Source organism: Corynebacterium uberis, from assembly GCF_020616335.1.
In the GTDB taxonomy this organism is placed as follows: Bacteria; Actinomycetota; Actinomycetes; order Mycobacteriales; family Mycobacteriaceae; genus Corynebacterium; species Corynebacterium uberis.
The window spans coordinates 466,357-486,274 of the sequence record NZ_CP085051.1 but is presented as its reverse complement, the minus strand read 5'-3'; the positions used below and the strand labels follow the sequence as shown (position 1 = coordinate 486,274).

Here is a 19,918-nt window from a genome sequence, read left to right as displayed (position 1 = left end):
GACGCCCCGTTGCTACCGGTCCGCAGCCACCAGCGGCACCTCCACCTCCAGGGAGGGATTGGTGCCCACCTGGAGTCCCGAAGGCGCAGCCCCGGCGTGGATGAGCTGGGCGGCGACGGTGGCGATCATCAATCCGTTGTCGGTGCACAGCGCAGGCGAGGGCACCCGCAGCGCCACCCCGGCCGCCGCGCAGCGCTGCTGGGCGAGCTCCCGCAGCCGCGAGTTGGCCGCCACTCCCCCGCCGAGCAGCAGCGTGGGGGCCTGCACGTCCACGCAGGCGCGCACCGCCTTGGCGGTGAGCACATCGCACACTGCCTCTTGAAAGGAGGCGCACACGTCAGCCACGTCGATGGTGCGCCCCTCGCGCTCGGCGGCCTCGACGTAGCGGGCGACGGCGGTTTTCAGCCCAGAAAAGGAGAAGTCATAGGCGTGCCCGCGTTCCTCGTCGACCCGCTTGGTCAGACCCCGGGGAAAGGCGATGGCCTGCGGGTTGCCGCGGCGGGCAAGCGTATCGATGACCGGTCCGCCCGGGTAGCCCAGGCCGAGCAGGCGGGCGACTTTGTCATAGGCCTCCCCGGCGGCGTCGTCAAGCGTGGAGCCCAGCTCCCGCATGGGCAAGCCGGGGCCGGGAACCTCAAGGATTTGGGTGTGCCCACCGGACACCAGCAGCGCCACGGCGTGCCCCAGGGCGTCGCCTTCCAGGCTGGCCACGGCGACGTGCCCGCCCAAGTGGTTGACCCCGTAGAAGGGCACCCCCCAGGCGGCGGCGTAGGCCTTAGCCGCGGACGCGCCGACGAGCAACGCACCAGCAAGCCCGGGGCCCACGGTGGCGGCGACGGCGTCGGGACGCGCTATGCCCGCCTGGCGCAACGCCTCATCCATCACCGGAACCATCGACTCCAGGTGCGCGCGCGACGCAATCTCCGGGACCACCCCGCCGAAGCGGGCATGCTGATCCATCGAGGAGGCCACCGCGTTAGCCAGCACCCGCACCGCGCCGTCCGCAGACAATTCCACGATGCCCACGCCGGTCTCATCGCAGGAGCTTTCAATACCCAGGATGATCATTGCTCGTCTTGTCCCTTCACCCCGCGGCGCATGGTAAACGCATCCGCCCCGGAGGGTTGATAGTAATTCTTCCGCACGCCCAGGCGCACAAATCCCACGGACTCATACAGCCCGATCGCCGCCGCATTGTCGGTGCGGACCTCCAAAAACACTGGGCCGCCGGCGGCATCGGCGTGCTCCAGCACCGCCTCAAGCAACGCCCTGCCCACCCCACGGCCCTGCGCACTGGGCGCCACGCCGATGGTGTGGACCTCAAACTCCGGGTCCGCAGGTGGGCCCAAGCGCGCCAACCCCACGTAGCCCACCACCTGGGCGGCGTCATCTGCCACCAGGTATCGGCACGCCGGGTGCGCCACCTCAGCGGCAACCACAGCCGCAGACCACGGGCTTTCCCCCGCGAAAAGCTCGCCCTCCAGCCGCGCGATGGCCGGGACATCCGCCTGCGACGCCGCGCGCAACCTCATAGCTCAACCGCCGGCACCGCAGGAGAGACCACGAGCGACGGCGCAACAGCATCCGGGCGGCGCAAATACAGCGGCACCAGCGGCTCCGGCCGCGCATCCAGGTCGGCCACCGCCACCAACCCCGCCGGGGTGGGCACTGCATCCCGCGTATCGACGCCCCCCTGCCCCAGCTCCAGCTTCCCGCGCACCGACTCAGCGGCAACCACCACCTCGCCGCGGGCAGGAATCTGGCCCGGCGCGCACACGTCCGGCCCCGCGACACGCCGCCCGCCCCGGTAGGCGGACCAATAGACTTCCCGACGCCGCGCATCCGTGACCACCAGCACAGATCGATCCGCGGCGGCTGTGCCTGCGGCTGCCGTGTCCGCAGCTGCCCTGTTGGCGGTGCCTGCGGCGTCGGCCGCGATGGCATCATGCGTGCACACCCCAAAGACCGGAATCCCCAGCGCTTGGCCAATCGCCTGCGCAGAGACCATGCCTACCCGCAGCCCCGTAAACGGGCCCGGCCCCACCCCGGCGACCACGGCGTCCAGGTCTCCAAAGCTCACCCCCGCCTCATCCAGGCACTCCTGGACGCTGGGCACCAGGGCCTCATTGTGCGCCCGCGAACCAGCGATGCTGCGCTGGGCCACCACCGCCATATCCGGGGTGCGCACCAGGCCGGTGACCATATGACTCGTAGCAGTATCGATGGCAAGAACTAACACGGCTGACAAGCCTACCCGCCGCCGGTACGCCTACAACAGCAGCAGCAAGAGCACCTGGCCCACCAGAATCTTGCCCACCATCGCCGTGGGGTAGACCGTAGCGTAGCCGCGGGTGGGCAACTCCGTGCCCGTCTGGCCGTTGAGGTAGGAGATGATCGCCGGATTGGTGGTGCCCCCAGCCATGACGCCCATCGCCTCATCCCACGTCAGGTGCATCGTCTTCATGGTCACCAGGGCAGTAACCAGGGCCGCCACCACGGTGATGACAAAACCCACGCCCACAAAGATCAGCGAGGACACGTCCGTTAGCGCCGCCCGGAAGCCGGCACCTGCCGTGGTGCCCACGCCCGCCAGGAACAGCGCCAGGCCCAGCGCGGAAATGGTCCGATTCGCGTGATACGGGATCTTCCAATGCACCGCGCCAGAGCGGCCCAACGCGCCCAAAATCAGGCCCGCCACAATCGGCCCGCCGCCAAAGCCCAACGCCAGGGTGTTGCCGCCGGGAAGCGGGATGGGGATCGCCCCGATGAGCAGGCCGCCCAGCAGGCCGAGTGCGAAGGGCAGCAAATCGACGTCGGCAAGCTTGCGCTCCGAATCCCCGAAAAACGCGTTGACCTCCCGCATCCGCTGCGGCGCGGCCACCACCCGCACCCGGTCCGAATAGTGCAAGACCTCCTCCGGGCGCGGCACAATATCCATATCCCCCCGACGCAGGCGGGCAATACTAAACCCGTGGGCCACGGTGTCAAGCTCCCCGATCGTGCGCCCCTCCACATCCGGATTAGACACCGTCAGCCGGCGAAACTCCAGGCCCGAACCGTGGAGGTCCGCCTCCACCTGGTGGCCCAGAGCCGCCTCAGCGACGTCCAACGCCTCCTGCGTGCCGTTGATCACCACCACCATGCCGACAGTCACCGCACGGCCCGGATCCGCCAACTCATGGTCCCGCGGACCCGCAACAATGCGCGTGACCACCACCGGGGCGGCCACCAACCCGGCAAGATCCCCGACGCGCAGCCCCGGGTGGGCGGCCACGACATCTTCGCGCAGCCGCAGCGCCCGCCAGCCCAGCGGGGCGACGATGAGCCCCTCCTTCTTGGCGTCCTCCACGTGATCGACCTTGAGCACATTCGCACCCACCGCGGCAACGAGGATGCAGGCGAGCACCGCGCCCGGATAGACCAGGGAGTAGCCGATCACGGCGTCGCCGGCGCGCGCCGGATCAATGCCCTCCGCCATGGCCACGATCGCCGCCATCGCCGGGGTGGACGTCAACACGCCCGCAAACATGCCCGCGCCCTTAACCGCATCCAGCCCAAGCCCGGAGACCACCAGGAAGCACACGACCCCCACCACCAGCAGCAGGCCCGCCATAAAGAGGTTGAGCCGCCAGCCCCGGGTGCGGAACTCCGCGAAAAACTGTGCGCCGGCGCTCAAGCCGATGGCGTAGACGAACATGGCCAGGCCGAGCTGGAAGAGCAGCGGAGGCAGCTTGATGTCCGGGTTGAGGGCAGACAGGCCCAGGGCAACAAAGAGCACCGCCGCGGGGCCCAGCGAGATATTAAACAGCCGCACCTTACCCGCTGCCAGGCCCAAGACCAGGATGAGGATGAGCGCGATGAGCGGCTGCGTCGCCAGATAAGAAAGTACTGCCATGGTAACCCTGTCTAGCCCTCTTTACGGGGCCATATCTGCACAAAAGCGGAAGACATCCCCGACCAGACATCCGATTACGCCCGCTTCAGGGAAACCTTTGGGGGATATTGTGCCCGTTCGGACACGAAAGGGCAATAGCGGTGGAGGACGCGAACAGGAACGCGAACCGGGAGGCAGACCGGGACGCGGGCGGGGCGGGTGCGCGAGGGGGCGTCGATAAGCAGCACAACGCCGCCGCGCCCAGGAAGGGCAACGGCGGCGTGCACGCGGCGCAGGCTAGCTCTCCAGCAGCTTCTGCCCCACGTAGGAATCCCCCTCGGCGATGCCGGACGGGATGATAAACATGCCCGTGGCAATGTGCTGGAGGTATTCCGTCATCTGGTCATCGGCCATCCGCTTAAGAATCGGGATGAAGGACTCCGCAGGGTTGCGCACATAGGCGATGAAGAACAACCCGGCGTCCAAACGGCCCAAGTTGGTCAACCCCTCGGTGTAGTTGTAGCCACGGCGCAAAATGCGGTGGCCCCCGTTGTGATCCGGGTGGACGATGGCAACGTGGGAGTCAACGTCAATGGTTGGCTTGCCCTCATCATCCTTGGCCTCAAAGTCCGGGGCGGTAAACTCCTCGCCGCCAGACAGCGGCGCACCGTGAACCTTGTCCCGGCCAATGATGGACTCCTGCTCGGACAAGACAAGCTCATCCCAGACCTCCATCATCATGTGGATCTTGCGGATGCACAGGTAGGTACCACCCGCGGCCCAGTCACCGGCCGGATCATCGGGCTGAATCCACAGGTGCTTATTCAGCTCCCGGTCCGAATCCTCAGACTTGATGTTGTTGGTGCCATCCTTAAACCCGAAGAAGTTCCGCGGGGTCTCCTGCTCCGTCGACGTCGAGGACGTCCGGCCATACCCCAGCTGCATCCACCGCACCGCGGCGGTGCCAAAGGCAATGCGCTTGAACTGGTGCATCGCGTGGAGCACCACCATGGGGTCCTCGGCGCAGATCTGGATGACCAGGTCACCATGAGACCGCGCGGGGTCAATCTTCTCCGCGGCCATCCGCGGGATGTTGTCGCGCAGCACCTTGGGGCACTTATCTTTCAGCCCAAAGCGCTGGTCAAACAGGCTGGCACCAAAGCCGAAGGTGCAGGTCAAGGACGCCGCACCCATGCCGAGGGTCTCGCCGGTGTCATCCGGGGGCACGTCATCGCGGACCTTGGGATCCTTGACCGGGTTGCCGGCCTGCATGCGCTCGGCCGCCAGGGTCCAGTCCGTGAGCAGGTTGATCAGGTCCTTGCGGCGGGTGGCCACCATGTCAAAGGCCACCATGATCATCTGCTGCTGGGCGTCGGTGATGATGCCGGACTGGTGTTCGCCGCGGAAGTCCACAGTGTCATCCAGGTCCGTGCCACCGCCGGAGCCGTGTGCAGAGTCGGTCGCGCGCGCGGTACCAAAGCCGCCGGCAAAACCGGCCGCGCCCAGAACCGCGCCGGTGCCGCCGGCAGCCAGCAATACGTTGCGGCGGGAAACGCCGTGAGGCTGTGCAGTGTTCGCCGTCTCGTCGGCGCGGCCGGCGCCGGTGCCGGGCTGCTCAGCGTCGGGGCGCTGCGACGAGTGAGACGATGATGTGGAGCTCATTAGACAATCGCCTCGGTGAGCTTGGCCAGCGGAACGCGCAGGGCGTCGACGTGGTCGGACAGGGAGCGGCGCTGGGCCTCATCGAGCTTGTCGTAGGAGACAAAGGCATCGCCTTCGCGGTGCTTGTCCAGCTCCTTTTGCAGGGCGTCGATACGCGAAGAGATGGTATCGGCCAGGTCGGCGTCATTCTTCTTGGCCAGGGACTCCACGTTGCCGTAGGCGACCTTGGCGCCTTCCAGGTTGGCCTGGAAGTCGTAGAGGTCGGTGTGGCTGAAGGCTTCCTCTTCGCCGGTGATCTTGGTGGTGGCGACCTCTTCGAGCAGGCTGATGGCGCCGTTGGAGATGTCATCAATGTTGATCTTGAAGTCGTCCGAGTAGACCAGGTCGTAGAGGCGCTGGGTATCCGCAACGAGCTTGTCCGCCATGGCGTCGCGGTCAGCGGGGCTCAGGCCCGGGTAGTCGGCCGGGCGCCACAGGTCCTTCTCGATGGCGTGCCAGCCAGTCCACTTGCGGCCCTGGGCGTCATCGGCCTCCTGATAGTCCGCCTCGCGCTCGTCGAGGGCGGGGTCAATGTCGCCGAAGGCTTCCGCGGTGGGCTCGATGCGCTCGTAGTACATACGCGTCGGCGCGTAAGCCTTCTTCGCGGCCTCGGTGTCCCCCGCCTTGTAGGTCTTGACAAAGTCCTGGGTGGCGGTGAGCAGCTGTCCGGTTTGGTCACGCACGTAGGCGGTGTAGTTGGTCACGGCCTGCTCGATGACCTGCTTGTCATCGGCAGAGACCTCCACGTCCTCACCCTTGGTCACGGTGAAGTCCGCAGCGCCGACCAGGGAGCCGACCATGTTCTTCTTGCAGGCGGTGACGTACTCGCCGGGTTCTAGCAGCACCGTGTAGTCAGTGGTGGTGCCGGGGCCCAGGTTCTCCCGCTCGCCGACGATGCGCAGGCGGTCCGGGGCCAGGATCTCAAACTCGTTGCGCACGGTGCCGGCGTTGGTCAGCTTGAAGGTCACCCGGCCGGACGGCACAGAGTTGGTGGAGACCTCGCAGGAGGCATCCTTGATGGTCACCTCGATGGGCTTGTCCGCACCATCAGCCTGGGTGTCCCCGCCGGAGGAGTCGTTTGCCACACAGCCGGTCAGCGCGAGCGGCAGCAAGAGAGCGGAGGCCCCGGCGAGTCCGAGGCTGCGACGTGCTGCAATCATGGTTGGTCTTCCTTTCGAAGAGGGGTTGCCGGGGCGTGCGGCTCCGGCGGAGTTGAAGTGCTTATCGACGCCGCGGAGCGCACCGCGGGTGCATCGCCCTCGGCGGGCTGCTCTGCGGGCTGTTCTGCCTGCTTGTTGGCCTGCTCGTTCGCCGGCTTGTTTTTGCTGGCGCGTGCGCTCTTGCTGGCGCGGCGCCGCGCCTGCACGATGAACAGCGGCAGGACCACAATGAGATAGCCTGCCCAGCCGATCACCTGAAGCCAGCTCGGCGAGAGGTTCACGTTGAACATGGCCTCCAGCAGGACAAACCACCAGGCGTCCGGGGTCAGGCCCGGGATGTGGCCGTCAAAGTAGCCGGAGATGTCATAGGCGAAGGTCCCCTGCCCCGGGATCACGCCGGCTTCCTGAAGATCGCCGATGCCGTAGGACACAATGCCCGCGGCGACGACGATGAGCAGCAGCCCGGTGACAAAGAAGAAGGAACCCAGGTTGATGCGCGCGGTCCCGCGGTAGATCAACCACCCGATGACAATTGCCACCGCCAGGCCCGTGACCACGCCTAATGTCGGCGCCCACAAGCCGCCCGTGGCGGTGGCCTTGACGGTGGCCCACACGAAGATGGCCGTCTCCAGGCCCTCTCGGCCCACGGAGATGACGGCGATCCACACCAGCGCCCACGCCGAGGAGGACTCCAGGGCGGCGCGGGTCTGATCCCGCAGCGAGGCCGTCAGCTCCCGGGAGTGATCGGCCATCCAGAAGATCATCCACGTCAGCATGGCCACGGCTACCAGGGACAGGCTGCCGCCCAGGATCTCCTGGGCCTGGAACGTCAGGGTGTACGGGCCCCAGGTCATCAGAGCTCCCGCGGCCAGGGGGATCAGGGCCGCTAGGCCCACTCCCAGCCACAGGCGCGGGAGGACATCGCGGCGGCCCATTTTGACCACGCTGGCCACCAGAACACCGACGATGAGGGAGGCTTCTACTCCCTCACGCAGCGCGATAAGGAAATTTGCGAGGAACACGGATTGGCTCCCGCCTTTCAACTGCAATAGCTTATGAATATCCGGGGCTGCGGCCCCGGGGGCGTCAGGACTCTAGTGAACCCTAACAAACATGAAAACTAGACTTTAGTACGTATAAATGTCAACAAAATGGCGCGGCCGCAGCCGCGCCTTTGCCACAACGTACCCGCAGCGTACGGCGCCGCGTAACCGAAATATTTGCCTACAGGTAGTCCCGGAACTTCACCAGAATAGCCACCGCGATGGCCACCACCCACACCACGGTAATCACGTGGCGCGAGCGATACAGAACGTTAATGGCACCCGAGTTCGCCGGACCAAACTGCTTGAGATTCCACGCAGTGAGATAAACAAACATCACGATGGTCACGGCCCACACGGCCATGCAATAGGGGCACAGCGCCTCAATAACGTAGACGGCCTGGGAAAACAGCCACATGACAAAGACCACCGCAAACGTCATCCCCAGCTGCGCGCCAAACCAGAACCAGCCCGCAAAGCGGCCCCCCGCCAGCACCGCCGCCCCAATGAGCGTGACCATACCAAAGCCCGCCAAGCCAATGATGGGGTTGGCAAAACCAAAGACGGACGCCTGCGATGAGGCCATCACGTTGCCGCAATCCACCACCGCATTGATGTCACAGACGGTGACATAGTTCGGGTCTTCCGCCAGCTTCATCTTTTCCACGGTGATGATCGCCGAACAGACGATTCCGATGATGCCGCCGATGACGTAGAGCCAACCAAACCAGGCCCCGGGGCTGATCAGCCGCGCCGGATAGGACTCCTGGCTAGCCACGGCAGGAGTGTGTACCTCAGACATGATGGGGATCGCCTTTCTTCGCATTCCCGCAGCGCAATGCGCATGGTGCGTCCGCTTTCCTTTACTCACCTGAGGAAGCGGCGAGCCGGAAGCAGAGACAAGAGTTTCAAAGCACCATTGTAGGCACACCACCCTCACAACACGGATTTCGGCTCCGCGCCGGTCCCATTGGGCGCCTCCCCCACGCCCACCGGGTGCCAAGAAATCAACCGCGCCTGAGAATCAGGATCCTGTTCCACCGCCGTCGTGCGGTCAATGGTCACCAGCCAACACCGCTGGCTGAGCACATCAAACATCCCCTTGCCCCACTCGGCAACCACCACCGCGGAATCGAGCTGGGCGTCCAGGTCGAGCGATTCCAGCGCATCCAGCGCGTCCCCGGGCCCCGCATCCTGACCTCCCATGAGCCGGTAGGCATCCACGTGGATCAGCGCGGGCGCGTCCCCGCCCGGGTGGTACTCCCGGGCGATGGTAAACGTCGGCGAGGTGACCCGCGCAGAAATCCCCATCCCGCGGGCAATGCCCTGAGTCAGCGTGGTCTTGCCCGCCCCCAACGGGCCATCCAGGATGAGCACGTCCCCGGCGCGCACCGCCTGGCCGATCCGCTCGCCCAACTGCTGAGTCTGCTGCGCATCCTCGCAACGAACCTGCCCACTGACCGGCCACGACTCACTCATGTGCACCCTCCTCATTGAGATCCTGGTCAACATACGTTCGCACCGTGCGCCCACAGGGGCGGCACACCACCTCATAGTTAATGGTTCCCGCACGCTGCGCCAATTCCGTTGCGCTCATCGCCGCCCCGGAACCAAAAATGGTCGCCGACTGCCCGGCGCGCACGCCGTGCGGGTTTGCGCCCAACCACACCAGGAACTGATCCATGCACACCCGTCCCACCTGCGGATAGCGCTGCCCGGCGATGGTGACCTCCACGCAGTTCTGGAACGCCCGCGGCAGCCCGTCAGCATAACCACCCGGGACGACCGCCAAAAAGCCATCGCTGGGCGCCGTCCACGTCAGCCCATAAGACGTGCCCTCGCCCCGGGCGATGGGCTGGACCTTGGTCACCGTGCTCACCCAGCTCATCGCCGGGCGCAGCCCGTGGTCGCGCCCCGCCACCGGCTCCAGACCGTAGAGTGCCACCCCAGGGCGAACCATCTCATGATAAAGATCCGGCCTAGTCAGCGTCGCCGGAGAGTTGCACAGGTGATTAACCGGCACCTCCAGGCCGTGCGCACGCGCCGTGGCAATCGCCTGATCAAACTGCCGCGCCTGGGCATCCGTAAACGGATTATCCGGCTCATCCGCGCACGCCAGATGGCTCATCACCCCCGTGACCTCCACCTGCGGGTGACCCACCAACGCCCGGCAGACCGCATCAAAATCCGCGCCTTCCAGCCCGTTGCGGCGCATGCCCGTGTCCACCTTGAGGGTCACGCGCGCGGTGCGGTGGGGGGCGTCGCAAAGCGCGGACAGCACCGCCTGACAATGCTCCGGCGAGGTCAGTGCCACCTCGATCGACGCGTCCAACGCCGCGGCAACATCATCGACACGCGGGTGCCAAATCCACGCCAGGATCGGCGCGGTGATACCCGCGGCGCGCAACGCATGCGCCTCGGGCAGAGTGGCCACCCCCAACTGACTGGCCCCGTGGGCAAGCATCACCTGCGCCACGCGCGCCGCCCCATGGTTATACCCATCGGCCTTGACTACGGCCATGAGGGCGGCAGGAGCAACCCGGCGCGCCAACAGCCGGGTGTTATGGGCAATAGCGCCCAGGTCAATGCGGGTGGTCAGCAGATCCATGGCAGCTATTGTGCCACCGCCGGTGGCCACGCGGATCGCCGACCGCCCGCAGTTGCGCCTCCTGGTGCGGCGCCTACTCCACCGTCACGGACTTGGCCAGATTGCGCGGCTTATCAATGTCCTCATTGCCGCACTCGGCGGCGATGTAGGCGGCCAGGAATTGCAGCGGCACCGTGGCCAACAGCGGCTGCATGAGGGTGGACGTTTCCGGCAGGCGGATGAGCCAATTGGCATAAGGCTCGACGGCCGTATCGCCCTCCTCGGCGATGACAATCGTCTTCGCACCGCGCGCCCGAATCTCCTGAATATTGGACACCACCTTCGAATGCAGCAGCTTGACCCCGCGGGGGCTTGGCACCACAACAACAACCGGCAGGTCATCCTCAATCAGCGCGATCGGGCCATGCTTGAGCTCCCCGGCGGGGAAACCCTCAGCGTGAATGTAGGCCAGCTCCTTGAGCTTCAGCGCACCCTCCAGCGCCACCGGGTAGCCCACCCCGCGGCCCAGGAAAAGCATCGTGGGAATAGCGCCCAAGGTGGTGGCGATTGCCTGGCAATCCTGCGCACAAGACAGCAGCGTCTCAATCTTGCCCGGAATCTCCTCCAGGGTATTCCAGATCTCCTCAATCTCATCCGGGTACTTGGTGCCCTTAGCCTGCGCCAGCGCCAAGCCCACGATGTAGTTGGCAGCCACCTGCGCCAGGAACGCCTTGGTGGAAGCCACCCCGATCTCCGGGCCGGCGTGCGTGTAAAGCACCGCGTCCGACTCCCGCGGGATCTGCGAACCGTTGGTGTTGCACACCGCCAACACCATTGCGCCCTGGGCCTTGGCGTAACGCACCGCCTCCAACGTATCGGCGGTCTCACCCGACTGGCTCACCGCCACGACGAGCGTGCGCGGGCCGACAACCGGGTCCCGATAACGGAACTCGCTGGCAACCTCAATCTGGACGGGAATGCGCACCCAGTGCTCGATCGCGTACTTAGCCAGCAGGCCAGAGTGGTAGGCCGAACCGCAGGCGACCACAAAAATCTGATCCACTCCACGCAGGTCCTCATCGCTGAGATTGCGCTCGTCGAGGACAATGCGGCCATCACTAAAGTGCCCGGCCAGCGTGTCGCGCACCGCGGCAGGCTGCTCATGAATCTCCTTCATCATGAAGGACGAGTAGCCACCCTTTTCCGCGGCGGCCAGATCCCAGTCAATAGTCAACGGCCGACCCTGCGAAGGCGTGCCATCAAAATTGAGAATCTCATAGCCCTCGCTGGTGAGGATCACCACGTTATCCTGGCCCAGCTCCACCGCATCGCGCGTGTGCTCAATGAACGCAGCCACGTCCGAACCCAAGAACATCTCCCCGTCCCCAACACCCACAATCAACGGGGTGGAACGCCGAGCAGCGATGATCTGATCCGGGTGATCAGTATGCACAAACAGCAGCGTAAACGCGCCCTCCAGGCGATTGAGCACCTTGAGTGCAGAAGCCCGGAAATCCCCGGCAGTCTCGCCCTCGTTATAGGCCAGCGCCAGCAGGTGCGCCGCCACCTCAGAATCCGTCTCCGAGCGCAGCTCCACACCGGCGCGAGTCAGCTCCTCGCGCAGCGGGCCAAAATTCTCAATGATGCCGTTATGCACGATGGCCACCCGGCCATCAAAAGACAGGTGCGGGTGCGCATTCTCATCAACCGGACGGCCATGCGTGGCCCACCGCGTATGCCCAATCGCGGTTGTCCCGCTGAGCTGATCCGCGCCAATCTCCGCGATCTTGTCCTCCAAGTTGGCTAGCTTCCCGGAGCGTTTAGCAAGGTGAATCTCACCGTCATCAACGGTGGCAATGCCCGCGGAGTCATACCCGCGGTACTCCATCCGGCGCAGCGCATCCAGCGCAATGCCCAAGCCCTGCCGCCCCGAGGGCCGACCAACATATCCCACGATTCCACACATGCCCCATAGACTACGTTGCCGCCCACTCGCGGGCACACCACCCCGCTGTAACCACCCCCAGCGGCGCTTATCGACGCCCCCGCGGTTCTCACCGGCGTCCCCCTCGACGTTCATGGACGCTTATCGACGCCCCGCCACCTCGCCGCACGACGAGCACCGAGCCGACCGTCGGTTGCGGCCCAGCGATGGTCCGGTTGCGCGTTAGCGGGGCGCGCCAGCACGGCTTTGAGAAGACGAAAAACAGTCACCACAAAGACACCCGCGAAACGCCCGCGCGACGCTACACCATTTCCCTGTGCCGCTGCTGGCAGGCATTTTGCATAATTCACCACCACAAACACCAGACTAGGAATACCTGGCAAGTCTCTTGTGTTAGTATGGCGACATTTATCACGGTGGTGAGGCGCCCCCTCTCACGGCTCTTCCCCCCTAGCTCGAGGGGAATTACCGGAATCTCTCGGCAGGCCCCCGACCGCCATTTCGATCTGGCGACCACGCCCCTGAGACCCACGGAGAGATAGCGCAATGAAATTCGTCATCATCGACGAAGAAACAAACATCGAGTATTGGACAGCAGAGCGTTGCGCCAACTACTGCAATATCACTCGATCATCATGGTCAGCGTATGTTTCTCGCACCATTGCGCCGGCCCCGTCCGCCCACCTCAACGCGCGCACTCCCCTATGGTCGAGCCGTGAGGTGTGCACCTGGCATGCAGAGCGCCCCTCCCAGCAGGTGGCCCGCTAACACCCCGCATGTCGCGGGTGTTGGCTATCCTTGAAGCCGTGTCTGAGAATCTGAAGAAGCAGCTTTCCAAGCTCTCCAAGCGCGGGCCTCACCGGGTGCTGGTTGGGGACCTCGCCTACGCAGGCATGGAGGGCAAGGTCTACACCCCGGCGACGGGAAACTCTATTCCCGCAGTGGCCTTTGGCCACGATTGGCGCAAGCACGTATCGGCCTACCATGGCACGCTGCGTCACCTAGCAAGTTGGGGTATCGCCGTGGCGGCTCCGGACACGGAAACCGGATTTAACCCCGATCACCGCGGCTTTGCCGGGGATCTGGACACCGCCCTTCAGGTATTAGCCGGAGTCAAGCTGGGCCAGGGCAATATCACTGTTGGCCCCGGAAAGCTGGGCATCGTCGGCCACGGAATGGGGGCTGGTGCAGCGGTGTTAGCGGCCGCTGGGGTGGAAAAGGTTCGCGCCATCGCCGCGATTTATCCCGCAGTTACCTCGCCGTCGGCGGAAAAGGCGGCGCAAAAATTGACGATCCCCGGCCTGGTCATCGGCTCGGGTGAAGATTCGCTTCTCGACGCCGGTAATCCCCCGCGGCTTGCCGCCTCCTGGCGCGGGGATGTGGCTTACCGTGAAATTGAAAACGGCAACCAGGGCGGCTTTAGCGAAGACATCCTGCTCAAGCTCATTATCGGGGCTGGCAAGCCGCAGACCTCGGCACGCGAAACAGTCCGCGGGTTGGTCACCGGCTTCCTCCTGCACCAGCTCGCGGGCGACAAGAAGTACGCCGCCTTCTCCGCCGCGGACGCCACCGCCAAGAAGGTTGTGTCCTTCTTTGGCGATGACCTGCGCAACCATGCCGGTCTTGAGCCCACCACTGCCCACGCGGTGGATCGCAGCTCGCTGTCCTAGCCCCAGGCCCCTGGCCGCGCAGCTTCCCAGCCGCAGCTGCTAGGGAGTCCTCCCGACATCTCCCTAGCCGGAGGCCGTAGTACGTAGGACCCCACGCACCGGCCCCCGTGGTCGGCGCGCAGTGGTGTTGCTGCTGGGGCGCATAGGATCTGCCCCCGGCGGCGGGCTTGCCGGAGCGTGCCGCCCACCGGGGGTCGCGGCATCCTTGGCCACCACGTCTCGATGCGCCTGCTCTAGCGCCTTTTCAAATTCCAGCATTTTTGCCGCTGCACGCTGCCGGAACTGTTCTGCAAACTCCTCGAATTCCATTACCACTGCCCTGCCTTTCGTGCCTTCGAGGACGCCCCATCCGGGTCCTCATGCCGGTTGTGTACCTCGTCTGCGGATTGCTGCGACGGGGGTGGGGTGTCATCCGCTTCCTCCGGTGCGCCACCGTCCGGCCCCGCAGAAACCGGGGTCTCCGGGATTTCTTGCGGTTCGGTGGCCCGCACCTGGGTGTGAGCAAGTTTTTCTGCCGGTGGAGCTGGCTGCTCTACCTGAGCGAGCTCCTCCTCATCAGGGATCGACTCCTGTGGCTCGTGGTCTTCCTCCACGACTTCCGGGACCTCAGGGGTGTCTTCCGGCGTCTCCGCCGTGTCTGGTGTCTCCGGTGCAGGCGCCTCCGGCACCGCCTGATCCGGCAGCTCCGGGGTGTCTTCCGGCTGGGCAGAATCGACGCATTCACTGGCCTGTTCGCAGGACCATTGCGCGTGAGCATCGATGGTCAGTTCTCCGCTGGCCTGCCACGCAGCCTCACCAGTCGCGCCCAGTGCAGCCTCCTGCACCAGCCCGGCGACCTGATGCGCCCCATCAACCGCGCACTGCACGGCACCTCCCAGCGCTTCGAGTCCGCGGCAGGCTAGGCCTACCCCGGCGGCGCCGAGTGCGCCCACATGGCCTGCGACGCCACCTGCAAGCCCACCAGTAACCGACACCGCACCCGCAGCGTGTGCTGGCGCAACACCGGTGGTGCTAGCAGGGGTGACGGGGTTGGTGGGGGTGGGCACGGGGGCGTCGGTAAGCACTGGAGGCGTCGATGCCGGCGGTTGCTCAGACCAGTGAGTGCCCATGCTCGGTGCCGCCGGCGTGGTGGGAGCGACCGGTACGTCCACCACGGAGGCGGGTGCGGTCACAAGCCCGTTGCCTGCCAATTGACCAGCGATTTGGAAAAGGCCCTCGACCTTCATTGCTAACCCGCCAGCGATGGTGGTCTGCCCGCTACCCGATCCAGGCTGCGTGCCGGTTTCCATCGGCGGGGTCGTCGGCGATGCAGGAGGGGTCTGATCCTGCGGGACCGTCGGCTCAGCAAGAGGCGGTGCTTGTGGCGCCGGTGGTGCCGGCTGCTGGGGCTTTTCTGGTGCTTGCGGCTGTTCGGGAGCCTGCGGCGCGGGAGCCGGGGCAGGAGTCTCTGGTGCCGGCGCGGGAGCCGGAGACGGAGCCGGGGCAGGCACATTTGGGGTTTTTGGGGTTTTTGGGGTTTCTGGCGCGGGGCACTCCTGTGCAGGCGGCTGTGGGCACGTGTCCTCGGACGACTCCCCCGGAACGGGCCGGCTGGGCGCCTCGCAGAGGGCGTCGCCACGCTTGAGCAGCAATTCAAAACAGCCCTTGATGGCATCGTCGCGATCGTGGCAGGTATCCATAACCAGCCGGCCGGCACAGTCGATGAGGGTGGTGGCAATGCGCAATACGCTGGCAAATGCTGCGGCGTGGGCGGGCCCGCACATCGGCTCAAGCAGGCGCAGCTGGACGCACAGGAGGCCTACGGCTTGCCCCATGACCTCGATGATCGCAGAACTGCTGGTCGAACATCCCTTGTCTATTCGATCAATCGCGCAGGCGGCGTCGCGGCCGGACTTTTCAAAATCCTTTGCGTCCTTGCGCCCACGTGCCCAATCCTCAATGATCGAGGCGATTCCACTGCTAATCGTGCCCACGGCGATCTGGCCCAACAGCCGGAGAATCTGGTCCATGATTCCCCCAGATAATCCCTGCGGCCCGGACTTGCCCACCGCGGCAGATACCTGCCCCACCAGGGCCTTAGTGTCTAATCCAGCCGTGGTGCTCAGCGCCTGGTTGAGCACCCCCGGGGCAATAGCCGGGCCAACCCACCGCCCCCGGGCAGCACCCTGGAGTTGGGCCACCACTTTCGCGTAAGCCTGCGCCTGGGCGGTCATTGTTCCCCCGCTCATCGCCGCCCCCAGCGCAGTGCTGCCTCATTGGCCTGATCCGCTGCGACGAACTGGGACACCTCCCGGCGCGCCCGGCGCAACACCTCCTGCGCGGCGGTGATATTGCGGCCCTGGCGGGCGTGCACCCGCATGAGCATGGCCGCCAGGCGCGAGCCGTATTCCACAAAACCTTGGCCAGCCGCGCTCGGTGTGAATTCCGGGCATACTGCCTGGTGTTGCTGGTGTTGCCCGGCGATTTCTGCAATGCCGATGGTAACCAGGCTGGCGGCTTCGTGCGGCTGCAGCGATACCCCATCAACCATGTTGTCCCCCTGGGTAAATTCTTGTGACGCAGTCTTTCAGGGCGCGATTCCTTTTCACACGCCCATCACCTTTGACTGCGCCAACCCCCCGCCCGGTTCCCGCCGCCGCACAATTGGGGCGGCGCTCCTACACCGAGGAAACCACCGCAGCTAACCTACCTGCGACTCTGCGGGCTTGTTCGGAATCTGCGGCCTCAACCATGACCCGGAAGAGTTCTTCGGTCCCGGACGCGCGCAGCAGCACCCGGCCGGTATCGCCCAGCTCCTCCTCCGCGGCGGCGATGGCTTCGGTGACCGCGGGGGCGCTGCTGATCGCGCTCTTATCAGAGACCGGAACGTTGATTAGCACCTGCGGCAGGACCGTCATCACGCTGGCCAGTTCCGCCAAGGAAGACCCGGTGTGGGCCATGCGCGCCATCAGCGACAGACCCGTGAGCAACCCATCGCCGGTGGTGCCGTGCTCCGGGATGATGATGTGCCCGGACTGCTCGCCGCCCAGGGAATACCCAGAGGCGTTGAGCTCTTCGAGCACGTAGCGGTCCCCCACCTTGGTGGGCACGATGGTGATACCTTGCTCCTGCATGGCCAAGCTCAACCCCAGGTTGGACATCACGGTAGCTACCAGCGTGTTCTTGCGCAGCGAATTACTTTCCTTCATCGCCACCGCCAGGATCGCCATGATCTGATCACCATCGACGACGTTTCCCTGCGCATCCACCGCAAGGCAACGGTCCGCGTCGCCGTCGTGCGCCAAACCCAGGTCCGCGCCGTGGGCACGCACGGCCTCCTGGATCTGCTCAATATGGGTCGAACCACAGTGATCGTTGATGTTGTAGGCGTTGGGCTGGTCATGAATGGCTATGACCTCAGCGCCCGCCGCCCGGTATGCGGCCGGAGCAATATCAAAGGCCGCACCGTTTGCCGTGTCCACCACAACCTTGATGCCGCTGAGGTCCTCCGTCACCGCGTGGGCAAGGTGCGCCAGGTAGCGATCCCGCGCATCCGGCGCCTCCTCAATGATGCGGCCAATGCCGTGGCCCGTCGGACCCGCGTCTTCCAGTTGCGCCATCACCGCCTCAATCTCATCTTCCACCGAATCGGGCAGTTTGCGCCCACCGGCGGAGAAGAACTTGATGCCGTTGTCCGGCATGGGGTTGTGCGACGCGGAGATCATGACCCCCATATCAGCGCCGTAATCGTCGGTCAGGAACGCCACCCCCGGGGTGGGGGCCACGCCCACGCGCAATACATCAACACCCTGGGATGCCATGCCCGCCGACAACGCTGCGGCCAGCATCTCGCCGGAGACCCGGGGATCCCGCCCAACGATGGCCGTGGGGCGCCGCTCGCTCGACAGCTTTTCCGCCGTGAGCACCCGGGCTGCCGCCGCCCCTAGCTTCAATGCCAAGGGGGCAGTGAGGTGTTTGTTCGCCAGCCCGCGAACACCGTCGGTTCCAAAAAGTCGAGTCATGCTCCTATTATGCCCACCGCGCTGTGCCGCTTGTCGACGCCCCCACCTCCCGCAGGCGGTCGCCCCCACGATGCACAACACCCCCGGGAGGACAACCTTCCGGGGGTGGTGCAGCAGGCTGAAAATCAGCGCTTGGAGTACTGCGGGGCACGACGTGCCTTGTGCAGACCCGCCTTCTTGCGCTCGACGGCACGAGCGTCACGGGTGAGGTAGCCAGCCTTCTTCAGCGCCGGGCGATCCGAAGGATCGTAGGCGTTGAGGGCGCGGGCGATGGCCAGGCGGAATGCACCAGCCTGACCGGTGGGGCCGCCACCCTTGAGGTTGGCCTGGATGTCAAACTGCCCCTCACGCTCCAGCAGGGTCAAGGGAGCCTTGACGGACTGCTGGTGGATCTTGTTGGGGAAGTAGTCTTCCAGGGTGCGGCCGTTGCAGATGAACTTGCCGCTGCCGGGAACCATGCGCACACGCACGATGGCGCGCTTACGGCGACCGACGGTCTGGATCGGGCCCTCGACGCCGGCGGGCTGCTCGGCGACGGCCTCGGTGGCCTCCTCGGACTCCGTGACCATGGCATCACCGATGGTGCTGGTGAACTCCTCGGTCGCGGCGGCTGCGGCGGCAGCCAGGTCCTCGGCGTCGGCAACGTTGTTGTCGATGTTGTTGTTCGGCTCGGTCACTGGGCCACCACCTTGATCTCGTAGTTCTCAGGCTTCTGGCTGGCGTACGGGTGCTCCGAGCCAGCGAAGACGTGAAGCTTCTTCACGGATGCGCGCGACAGCTTGTTGTGCGGCATCATGCCGGTGATCGCTTCTTCAATGGTGCGCTCAGGACGAGTCTCCAGGGCACGGCCCAGGGTCATCGACTTCAAGCCGCCCGGGTAACCGGAGTGGCGGTACCGCATTTCGCGGTCGCGCTTGTTGGAGCTCACAGCAACCTTGTCAGCGTTGATGATGATGACGTGGTCACCGCAATCGACGTTCGGCGCAAACTGCGGCTTGCCCTTGCCGCGCAGCAGGTTTGCCGCGTGGGTGGCAAGCCGACCCAGCACCACGTCAGTGGCGTCGATGACGTACCACTTACGGGTAATGTCACCGCTCTTCGGGTGGTAAGTAGACATTAGGCGACTCCTTGAAAAGTCTGTCCAGGGGCTGCCGGCCAACAACGTGATGCCGCCCTGCTACCCCATACAAGGAGGTAGCGCCATTCCCGGCGGCCGGTGGAGACCCGTTCCTGGCATGAGCGCATAAGGGACCGCCGAAGCGATCCACACACAGTTGATCAACTTTAAACCAGGCATCCTGCAAAACCAAACAACAGGCATGCCGGGCAAGGGCTTTCTTCAGGCTCTTCCAGGGGCCGCGGGGAGGAAAGCCCCCGTGGTGTGCCGCACCACGGTGACATCCCATGCGCAAGCCTGCGGCGTCAAACGCCACCCGTGATGCCCCGCTGTGGACAGCTGCGCAGACCCGCACAACCCGGTGGTGCCCGGGCTGCACACACAGGCCGGTTGCGCAGAAGATCAACGGCGGAAGCGCGCACAGGTTCCACCCCGCGGCTCCGGTAAGAGCCTCCAGGACCAGCCGCGGGATAGCCCGCGCGGTCCTGGCAAGGCCATTTTCAGGATTTAGCTGGGCTTAGCCCCAGGATGCGGCTGCCGCACGGTTGACGTCAGCCATACGGTCATTGCCCTGGGAGACCGTGCGCGAAATGGTCGCTAGGATCTCATTGAGCTCTGCTGCCGAGCGGTCCCACTTCTCCTGAGCTGCCTGGTACGCCACCGCGGAGTCGCCTTCCCAGGTGGCCACCATGGGGGCCAGACGTGCCTTGAGCTCAGCGAGCACCTGGTTGATGCGGCCAGAAGTGGAGCTGATATCGCCGGCTGCGGCCTCAATAGCCCCGAACGAGTACTTGATCTGATCCACGAGGAATCCTTTCTG

The 19,918-nt window shown here is 65.2% G+C and carries 19 protein-coding genes; 2 read left to right on the top strand and 17 right to left on the bottom strand.

Going from position 1 to position 19,918, the window contains the following annotated elements:
• Nucleotides 1-12: 12 nt before the first annotated feature.
• The 11 genes from tsaD to glmS all read right to left on the bottom strand — a co-directional run bounded on the left by tsaD (nucleotide 13) and on the right by glmS (nucleotide 12,331).
• A complete protein-coding gene (tsaD, locus tag LH390_RS02230) occupies nucleotides 13-1,068 on the bottom strand; it encodes a tRNA (adenosine(37)-N6)-threonylcarbamoyltransferase complex transferase subunit TsaD (RefSeq protein ID WP_227280793.1) in 1,056 nt (351 codons plus the stop codon).
• Nucleotides 1,065-1,532 carry a ribosomal protein S18-alanine N-acetyltransferase gene (gene rimI / locus LH390_RS02225; RefSeq protein WP_227280794.1) on the bottom strand — a complete coding sequence of 156 codons (468 nt, stop codon included), beginning with the start codon at nucleotides 1,530-1,532 and terminating at the stop codon, nucleotides 1,065-1,067. Before rimI ends, tsaD begins: the two co-directional genes overlap by 4 nt.
• Entirely contained in the window at nucleotides 1,529-2,239 is a 711-nt protein-coding gene (gene tsaB / locus LH390_RS02220) for a tRNA (adenosine(37)-N6)-threonylcarbamoyltransferase complex dimerization subunit type 1 TsaB (protein WP_227280795.1), read from the bottom strand. The genes rimI and tsaB overlap by 4 nt, the downstream gene beginning before the upstream one ends.
• A gap of 30 nt (nucleotides 2,240-2,269) precedes the next feature.
• Nucleotides 2,270-3,895 carry an aspartate:alanine exchanger family transporter gene (locus tag LH390_RS02215; RefSeq protein ID WP_227280796.1) on the bottom strand — a complete coding sequence of 542 codons (1,626 nt, stop codon included), beginning with the start codon at nucleotides 3,893-3,895 and terminating at the stop codon, nucleotides 2,270-2,272.
• Nucleotides 3,896-4,171: 276 nt separating this feature from the next.
• Complete coding sequence (gene efeB, locus LH390_RS02210; RefSeq protein ID WP_227280797.1) at nucleotides 4,172-5,536, bottom strand: iron uptake transporter deferrochelatase/peroxidase subunit; 1,365 nt, start codon at nucleotides 5,534-5,536, stop codon at nucleotides 4,172-4,174.
• On the bottom strand, nucleotides 5,536-6,735 hold the full coding sequence (efeO, locus tag LH390_RS02205) for an iron uptake system protein EfeO (RefSeq protein WP_227280798.1): 1,200 nt from the start codon (nucleotides 6,733-6,735) through the stop codon (nucleotides 5,536-5,538). Before efeO ends, efeB begins: the two co-directional genes overlap by 1 nt.
• Nucleotides 6,732-7,757: an iron uptake transporter permease EfeU gene (gene efeU / locus LH390_RS02200; RefSeq protein WP_227280799.1), complete on the bottom strand. Its 1,026-nt coding sequence runs from the start codon at nucleotides 7,755-7,757 to the stop codon at nucleotides 6,732-6,734. The genes efeO and efeU overlap by 4 nt, the downstream gene beginning before the upstream one ends.
• Before the next feature lie 202 nt (nucleotides 7,758-7,959).
• Nucleotides 7,960-8,580 carry a vitamin K epoxide reductase family protein gene (locus LH390_RS02195; RefSeq protein ID WP_227280800.1) on the bottom strand — a complete coding sequence of 207 codons (621 nt, stop codon included), beginning with the start codon at nucleotides 8,578-8,580 and terminating at the stop codon, nucleotides 7,960-7,962.
• A gap of 134 nt (nucleotides 8,581-8,714) precedes the next feature.
• Nucleotides 8,715-9,257: a tRNA (adenosine(37)-N6)-threonylcarbamoyltransferase complex ATPase subunit type 1 TsaE gene (tsaE, locus tag LH390_RS02190; RefSeq protein WP_227280801.1), complete on the bottom strand. Its 543-nt coding sequence runs from the start codon at nucleotides 9,255-9,257 to the stop codon at nucleotides 8,715-8,717.
• The gene (gene alr, locus LH390_RS02185) at nucleotides 9,250-10,386 is read right to left on the bottom strand and encodes an alanine racemase (RefSeq protein WP_227280802.1); all 1,137 of its coding nucleotides are present in this window, start codon (nucleotides 10,384-10,386) and stop codon (nucleotides 9,250-9,252) included. Before alr ends, tsaE begins: the two co-directional genes overlap by 8 nt.
• Before the next feature lie 73 nt (nucleotides 10,387-10,459).
• Entirely contained in the window at nucleotides 10,460-12,331 is a 1,872-nt protein-coding gene (gene glmS, locus LH390_RS02180; protein WP_227280803.1) for a glutamine--fructose-6-phosphate transaminase (isomerizing), read from the bottom strand.
• Between the two features lie 525 nt (nucleotides 12,332-12,856).
• On the opposite strand from glmS, the gene LH390_RS02175 reads away from it, so the two are divergent.
• Together LH390_RS02175 and LH390_RS02170 are read left to right on the top strand one after the other, a co-directional pair.
• Nucleotides 12,857-13,078 carry a hypothetical protein gene (locus LH390_RS02175; protein WP_227280804.1) on the top strand — a complete coding sequence of 74 codons (222 nt, stop codon included), beginning with the start codon at nucleotides 12,857-12,859 and terminating at the stop codon, nucleotides 13,076-13,078.
• Between the two features lie 38 nt (nucleotides 13,079-13,116).
• Nucleotides 13,117-13,980, top strand: a complete 864-nt coding sequence (locus LH390_RS02170) for a dienelactone hydrolase family protein (RefSeq protein WP_227280805.1) — start codon at nucleotides 13,117-13,119, stop codon at nucleotides 13,978-13,980.
• 308 nt (nucleotides 13,981-14,288) lie between these two features.
• Here the strand turns inward: LH390_RS02170 and LH390_RS02165 are convergent, their stop codons facing one another.
• From LH390_RS02165 to LH390_RS02140, 6 genes are all read right to left on the bottom strand, one after another.
• Complete coding sequence (locus LH390_RS02165; protein ID WP_227280806.1) at nucleotides 14,289-16,193, bottom strand: hypothetical protein; 1,905 nt, start codon at nucleotides 16,191-16,193, stop codon at nucleotides 14,289-14,291.
• A gap of 11 nt (nucleotides 16,194-16,204) precedes the next feature.
• Nucleotides 16,205-16,510, bottom strand: coding sequence for a hypothetical protein (locus tag LH390_RS02160; RefSeq protein WP_227280807.1), 306 nt, complete (start codon nucleotides 16,508-16,510; stop codon nucleotides 16,205-16,207).
• A gap of 127 nt (nucleotides 16,511-16,637) precedes the next feature.
• The gene (gene glmM, locus LH390_RS02155; RefSeq protein ID WP_227280808.1) at nucleotides 16,638-17,981 is read right to left on the bottom strand and encodes a phosphoglucosamine mutase; all 1,344 of its coding nucleotides are present in this window, start codon (nucleotides 17,979-17,981) and stop codon (nucleotides 16,638-16,640) included.
• A 125-nt stretch (nucleotides 17,982-18,106) separates the two neighbouring features.
• On the bottom strand, nucleotides 18,107-18,658 hold the full coding sequence (rpsI, locus tag LH390_RS02150; RefSeq protein ID WP_227280809.1) for a 30S ribosomal protein S9: 552 nt from the start codon (nucleotides 18,656-18,658) through the stop codon (nucleotides 18,107-18,109).
• On the bottom strand, nucleotides 18,655-19,098 hold the full coding sequence (gene rplM, locus LH390_RS02145; protein WP_227280810.1) for a 50S ribosomal protein L13: 444 nt from the start codon (nucleotides 19,096-19,098) through the stop codon (nucleotides 18,655-18,657). The genes rpsI and rplM overlap by 4 nt, the downstream gene beginning before the upstream one ends.
• 517 nt (nucleotides 19,099-19,615) lie before the next feature.
• A complete protein-coding gene (locus LH390_RS02140; RefSeq protein WP_227280811.1) occupies nucleotides 19,616-19,903 on the bottom strand; it encodes a WXG100 family type VII secretion target in 288 nt (95 codons plus the stop codon).
• Nucleotides 19,904-19,918: the final 15 nt, after the last annotated feature.

Coding starts and splice junctions, on each gene's coding strand:
- rimI (WP_227280794.1), bottom strand. CDS start 1,532: ATGAGGTTGCGCGCGGCGTCGCAGGCGGATGTCCCGGCCATCGCGCGG.
- glmM (WP_227280808.1), bottom strand. CDS start 17,981: ATGACTCGACTTTTTGGAACCGACGGTGTTCGCGGGCTGGCGAACAAA.
- LH390_RS02215 (WP_227280796.1), bottom strand. CDS start 3,895: ATGGCAGTACTTTCTTATCTGGCGACGCAGCCGCTCATCGCGCTCATC.
- rplM (WP_227280810.1), bottom strand. CDS start 19,098: ATGTCTACTTACCACCCGAAGAGCGGTGACATTACCCGTAAGTGGTAC.
- glmS (WP_227280803.1), bottom strand. CDS start 12,331: ATGTGTGGAATCGTGGGATATGTTGGTCGGCCCTCGGGGCGGCAGGGC.
- LH390_RS02160 (WP_227280807.1), bottom strand. CDS start 16,510: ATGGTTGATGGGGTATCGCTGCAGCCGCACGAAGCCGCCAGCCTGGTT.
- efeB (WP_227280797.1), bottom strand. CDS start 5,536: ATGAGCTCCACATCATCGTCTCACTCGTCGCAGCGCCCCGACGCTGAG.
- LH390_RS02175 (WP_227280804.1), top strand. CDS start 12,857: ATGAAATTCGTCATCATCGACGAAGAAACAAACATCGAGTATTGGACA.
- LH390_RS02195 (WP_227280800.1), bottom strand. CDS start 8,580: ATGTCTGAGGTACACACTCCTGCCGTGGCTAGCCAGGAGTCCTATCCG.
- efeO (WP_227280798.1), bottom strand. CDS start 6,735: ATGATTGCAGCACGTCGCAGCCTCGGACTCGCCGGGGCCTCCGCTCTC.
- alr (WP_227280802.1), bottom strand. CDS start 10,386: ATGGATCTGCTGACCACCCGCATTGACCTGGGCGCTATTGCCCATAAC.
- LH390_RS02165 (WP_227280806.1), bottom strand. CDS start 16,193: ATGACCGCCCAGGCGCAGGCTTACGCGAAAGTGGTGGCCCAACTCCAG.
- tsaE (WP_227280801.1), bottom strand. CDS start 9,257: ATGAGTGAGTCGTGGCCGGTCAGTGGGCAGGTTCGTTGCGAGGATGCG.
- tsaD (WP_227280793.1), bottom strand. CDS start 1,068: ATGATCATCCTGGGTATTGAAAGCTCCTGCGATGAGACCGGCGTGGGC.